Genomic DNA, 5,420 nt, shown 5'->3' with positions numbered 1-5,420 from the left:
GCTGAGATCACGGATGTGAGGCTGCGGAGCCCGGCCCCGTTGCCATAACCCCGCGCTCGCACGACAACTCATCCACAGGTCTTGACTATTGCTCGGTTGCTCGCGCGTCGCCGGTCAGCGCGTACCGGCGGCACGCGAGCAGTTCCTCGGCGCTGCTGCCGATCTCCTCGCCCAGGACGTGCAGGATCCTCGGCGTCCCGCTCGGCGACGTACCCGGGCACCACCCGAAGAGCGAGCAGCCCGAGCTCGCGCCGCACGGCCAGCCGCTCCTGGGCCAGGCCGCGCCCCTGGGCAACCAACGCCCGCCACGCCTCGACCGGGTACCCGTCCGGGCCCGGCGCGCTCTCGTGCGCGGCGCGCACCCGCTCGGCCAGCACCATGACGGCGATGCGCACCTTCTCCGCCGACTCGCGCAGCGCGCCGGTCAGCTGCCGCGCCTCGGCCTCGCCGACCGGGACGGCCGGCTCCTGGTGCCGTCGTTCGCCCACATCCTCCCCCTGCCGGCCAGGAGTTCCAGGGTGGTGGCGACGTGACCCGCAGCCGCCGACGGGGCGCGGCCACGGGTGGGCAGCAGCCGCCGACTTGAGTATCCGTACTCAGGACGGCACAAGGGATGGGCGTGAGGATGGCCGGATGCTTCGGTTAGCAGTCGACGTTCTCGTGGCCGTGGTGCTGACCACCGTGGAGGTGGTAGCAGTGGTCCTCGCCTTTTTCGCCATCGCTCTCAAGGGGTGGGCGGACAACAAGGCGGGCCGCGGGGTCCCACTCAGTCTGAAGCGGATCGGCTGTGTTGTGGCTGTGGTGTCTTTTGTCCTGCCCGTGGCGTGTGCCTACGGCCTGTTTCTGATGCATCTGCCGATCGCGGCGGCTGCCCAGTGCCTGCTGGTAGCAGCGATACCGTTCCTCAACCCCATCCTGACCGGTGTGAACCGTCTACGGGAAGGCATGACGCGTCGCTGGCGCGGACGTCGGCGGCGCTGACGCTACCGGAGGCAGGGGTGGGCCAGAAAGGCGGCCCGCGGCCAGGACGACAACCGCCCCCGGCCGCCCGGCTGTCCCGGGACCTGTCGCGCCGCGCGACAGCACCCCACACGACAGGGCAACGCGATAACCCACGCGACAGCACCCAAGCAGGCACCAGGACGACACCGATGCGGCCTCCTGGCCCCCCTCCACGGCGGCTGACGGCCACCCAGACGGTCGACCCCGGCGACGCAGCCCAGAGCCGGCACAGCCGGCGCCGCCGCGGAACCGGCACAGGTACCGAGGACGGCGGCCGAGGCCAACGCGGAGCGGCGTCTGCCCTCGCTCGCGCAGACACTGGTCCGTGAAAACGACAGCCCGCATCCGTTGGCCTCGCTGTCGGTGGTGTTCCCGCCCTCTGTGGTGGAGAACGGAACCCGCCAGGCCATGGTGGACTACCTCCAGGACTACCCAGAAGCCCAGGGCTGGGACGACTACGTACGCGTGAGTCCGCACCCGGACGGTGACCCGGAGCGTCCAGAACGGCTGGGTCTGGCACCCGCCCGGCTGGGGCTACACCACGCTGCACTGGGCCGTCAAGGCCCTGGCCAACCTCGGCGCATGACGTTTGTCGTAGAACTTGAACTTACTCCACGGCGCCCTCTCACCGATCACGGCCCAGATCCGCCGCCCCGACCTCGACCTGATCGCCAGCGGCACCAAAACCATCGAGGTCCGAGTCGGCTACCCCAGCATGCGCAAGATCCACGACGGCCAGACACTCATCTTCGAGTCCGGAGAAGAGCGCTGCCGCACCCAGGTGGTGAAGGTCGCCGAATACGAGTCCTTCGAGGACATGCTCGACACGGAGGATAACGAGGCGATCGGCAGCGAAGGTATGACCCGCGATGAACTGCTCGCCGCCTGCCGCGAGAGCTACCTGCCCGACAAGGAACGGCTCGGAGTGGCTCTGTTCACCAGAACGGACAGCGGTTGCTCGGCAGTTTAAGCAGCGGGCGATCACCGATCCAGGTCGAACGGTTCATTAACCTGCGCGTTTCACTTGCGGGCGTGTCCGGATCACGACCGGGAACGCGAAAGTGCCTTCTGGACTGGGAAGATGAGGCTTGTCGAAGGTCTCTATCAGCCCAGCAGGAAGGCACTTTCTACGTGCACATTACCGGGTCACGTCCCCGGCTCGTCGTCTCCACCGACGGGCGCGGGGTGGTCAGCCACGCGGAATCCCGCCTGCTGGCCGATCTCGCAGAGGCCACCGGTCTCACGCATGCCTTCGGCGACGCTCTGCGTCGGCTGCGTCCGCGCGGCACCGGCCACGATCCGGGACGGATCGCGGTCGACCTGGCAGTGATGCTCGCCGACGGCGGTGAAGCGATCGCTGACCTGGCCCTTCTGCGCGACCAGCCCGAAGTCTTCGGCCCGGTCGCCTCCACGCCCACCGCCTGGCGGCTTCTGGCCGGCATCGACCCGACCGTACTCGGCGCCCTGCGCGCGGCCCGCGCCACGGCCCGCGAGATCACCTGGCTCCAAGCCGGCGAGACCCGCGACGGCATACCGGCCTCGCACGCCGGAGGGCGTCAACCGCCCGGCCTGGTCCTCGATATCGACGCCACCCTCGTCACCTGCCACTCCGAGAAGGAGCACGCCGCACCGACCTACAAGCACGGCTTCGGCTACCACCCGCTGCTGTGCTTCCTCGACAACACCAGCGAGGCCCTGGCCGGCCTTCTGCGATCGGGCAACGCCTCGGCCAACACCGCCGCCGACCACATCAGCGTGCTCGATGCCGCGCTCGCCCAGATCCCCGATGCCCACCGCCACGGCACCGACATCCTCATCCGCGCCGACAGCGCCGGATCCGCCAAGGCGTTCCTGACCCACATCCGCACCCTGCGCTCGCGCGACATCCACGCCTCGTCCTCCGTCGGGTGGTCCATCACCGAGCCGGTCCGCCGCGCGATCCGCCACCTGCCCGAGCACGTCTGGCACCCGGCTCTGGAACAGGACGGTTCCCTGCGTGAAGGCGCCCAGGTTCCCGAGCTGACCGGTCTGGTCGACCTGCCGGGCTACCCCGAGGGCACCCGGATCATCGTCCGCCGCGAGCGTCCCCACCCCGGTGCCCAGCTCACGCTGTTCGACCTGGACGAGGGCATGCGCCACCAGGTCTTCCTCACCGACACCCCCTACGGACAAGGCTCCCTGCAACTCCTGGAAGTCCGCCACCGCGCGCACGCCCGCATCGAGGACCGCATCCGCTGCGGCAAGACCACCGGGTTCGGCCGCTTCCCCTCCCGCCACTTCCACATCAACGCCGCCTGGCTGGAGATCTCCCTGGCCGCCATCGATCTCCTCGCCTGGACCCAAACCCTTCTACTGGCGGACGAATTGGTCGCCGCCGAACCGAAGAAGATCCGCTACCGGCTGCTGCACGCCGCCGCCCGCATCACCCGCGGAGCCCGCCGCCTGCACCTACGGATCGCCGCCACCTGGCCCTGGCACCACGACCTGGCCGCCGCGTTCGCCCGACTGCAGGCCCTGCCCCGGCCCGTCACCTGATTCCACCACCCCCGTCCGCCCACGACCCGAGGATCTTGGAGACACCGGCCACCGCGCCGGGCCCTCGGCATGCAACACCGCACCAACATGATCAACCCAGTTCAGCCGAACCCAACTGAAAGGCGGAGGCTAAGGGCTGTCCCGTAATTGATCTTTGAGGGGTTCGGGGCAGGGCTGGGTGGCCCTTGGACGGGCCTGCTTATGCGGTCTGGAGGAGGTTGTGCAAGCGGGCGATGCCGAGCATGGCGTGGTGGACGCCGTCGCCCTTGAGTCGGCTGTCGCGCAGGATTTTCCAGGTCTTCATTCGGGCGGAGACGTGCTCGACGCGCGCGCGAACTCGCTTGTGGTCGTGGTTGTGCTCTTCCTGCCAGTCGGTCAGCTCTCCGCCTCGGGGTCGGCGGTGCGGGATGACCAGGCCGGTTCCGGGGTAGCCGCCGTCGGCGATCGTGGTGGTTCTGCCGACGGCGGCCTTGGCGCCGGACTCCTCCCATGCCTTGCAGTCGTTGCGGTTGCCCGGCAGAGGTGTGCCGACCGCGACGACCAGGCGGGTGTGGGCGTCGATGACGACCTGGTGGTTGGTGGAGTAGCGGTAGTTCTTCGACTGCGCGGCGATCGTGTGGTCGCGGGTGGGGACCAGGGTCCCGTCCACGATCAGCACGGTGTCCTTGGCGAAGCGGCGGCGGGGCTTGAGCGCGAGCAGCGGGCCTACGTGGTCGATGATCCGGTCGGCCGCCGACTTGGACACGCCGAACAGCGGCGCGAGCTGCCGCAGTGTCAGGTTCGTGCGCCAGTAAGCCGCGACCAGCAGGACCCGGTCGTCCAGCGGCAGGCTCCACGGCCGGCCCGGACGCACCGTGTCGGCGCCCTCGCGGCGCAACACTGTCATCAGCTTGCGGAAGTCGCGCGGACTCAGCCCGGTGAACGGGGCTATCCAGGACGGCTCCGACGCCGTGATCACACCAGCCACCGCAAGATCATCTCACCCCTCCTTTGCCGGGAGCCGGGCGACCGCGGCCACTGTGCCGCGCGGCGAATCACGCTGTCCAACCCTGCGCCGGCTCGCGTGAACGGAGCCATCCGGGCTCGGCCGGTCTGGACCGACGAACCCATCAGGCGGGTCGGCGGCGTCGGTAGTAGGCCCAGGCCAGGGCCAGCACGATCGGCCCCCACAGCATCGCCGGCGTGATGCACACCCGGGCCAGGGCCATCCACCATCCGTTGCTGAACCCGACCTCGGGCAGGACGCCCGCCCAGGCGAGCGGGTAGAGGTCGTACATCGCCACCAGGGCCAGGCCGCCCAGGGCCGCCGGGACCACCGCGGCGAACGGAGCCACCCGCCGGCCGCCGAGGAACGGCACCCAGCGCGGTACCACCTCGCCCCACCCGCTGACCAGGCCGGTGGTGAGCAGCGCCAGCGCCTCGGTGAGCACACTGAGCCCGACGACGTAGAACGGTGTCCACCAGGGAGCGGCCGGTGCCGCCGGGTCGACCATTCCCATCCGGAAGTCGGCGGCGAACGGCAGCCGCCACAGGCAGTGGGGCAGCACGACGAACGGGAGGGCTTTGGCGAGTCGGAGAGCCCAGACGGGGACGGGACGCTCGGTGTCACCCAGCGGGAGGGCGAGACGTGTGATCGGCATGACCCCACCCTCGCCAAACCTCAGCGGCAGTGCATCGCCCACACGCACGATCACCATCCCCCACGAGAGCCACCCCTCGATCGTCCTGGCGGCCGACCGTCGGCAGAACCCGGGCGGCCATCTCGGAAGTCCGTTACGGGACAGCCCTTAGCTTGTTCTTTAACCACCGAGCTCGAACGGGCCGTCGAACTTGATCACTCGTTCCGGTAACTGTCGTACGTAGAAGCGGCCTTCGTCTGATCC

The 5,420-nt window shown here is 69.5% G+C and carries 6 protein-coding genes; 3 read left to right on the top strand and 3 right to left on the bottom strand.

Annotated features, from left to right (window positions below; genetic code table 11):
- Window positions 1-68: 68 nt before the first annotated feature.
- Window positions 69-488 (bottom strand): hypothetical protein, encoded by a 420-nt coding sequence (locus ACZ3UD_RS37495; protein WP_465598536.1) that lies wholly within the window; start codon window positions 486-488, stop codon window positions 69-71.
- A 181-nt stretch (window positions 489-669) separates the two neighbouring features.
- On the opposite strand from ACZ3UD_RS37495, the gene ACZ3UD_RS37490 reads away from it, so the two are divergent.
- The 3 genes from ACZ3UD_RS37490 (at window position 670) to ACZ3UD_RS37480 (ending at window position 3,537) form a co-directional block, all read left to right on the top strand.
- Window positions 670-981 carry a hypothetical protein gene (locus tag ACZ3UD_RS37490; RefSeq protein WP_465598533.1) on the top strand — a complete coding sequence of 104 codons (312 nt, stop codon included), beginning with the start codon at window positions 670-672 and terminating at the stop codon, window positions 979-981.
- A 622-nt stretch (window positions 982-1,603) separates the two neighbouring features.
- Window positions 1,604-1,972 (top strand): ASCH domain-containing protein, encoded by a 369-nt coding sequence (locus tag ACZ3UD_RS37485; RefSeq protein WP_465598530.1) that lies wholly within the window; start codon window positions 1,604-1,606, stop codon window positions 1,970-1,972.
- A gap of 161 nt (window positions 1,973-2,133) precedes the next feature.
- Entirely contained in the window at window positions 2,134-3,537 is a 1,404-nt protein-coding gene (locus tag ACZ3UD_RS37480) for an IS1380 family transposase (protein ID WP_465598527.1), read from the top strand.
- A 199-nt stretch (window positions 3,538-3,736) separates the two neighbouring features.
- Here the strand turns inward: ACZ3UD_RS37480 and ACZ3UD_RS37475 are convergent, their stop codons facing one another.
- Together ACZ3UD_RS37475 and ACZ3UD_RS37470 are read right to left on the bottom strand one after the other, a co-directional pair.
- Window positions 3,737-4,504: a transposase gene (locus tag ACZ3UD_RS37475; protein WP_465598524.1), complete on the bottom strand. Its 768-nt coding sequence runs from the start codon at window positions 4,502-4,504 to the stop codon at window positions 3,737-3,739.
- A 142-nt stretch (window positions 4,505-4,646) separates the two neighbouring features.
- Window positions 4,647-5,177: a hypothetical protein gene (locus tag ACZ3UD_RS37470; protein ID WP_465598521.1), complete on the bottom strand. Its 531-nt coding sequence runs from the start codon at window positions 5,175-5,177 to the stop codon at window positions 4,647-4,649.
- Window positions 5,178-5,420 lie beyond the last annotated feature (243 nt).

The sequence above is a fragment of the Kitasatospora sp. NPDC023118 genome (genome assembly GCF_055560875.1).
This window is presented reverse-complemented; position numbering and strand designations above follow the sequence as displayed.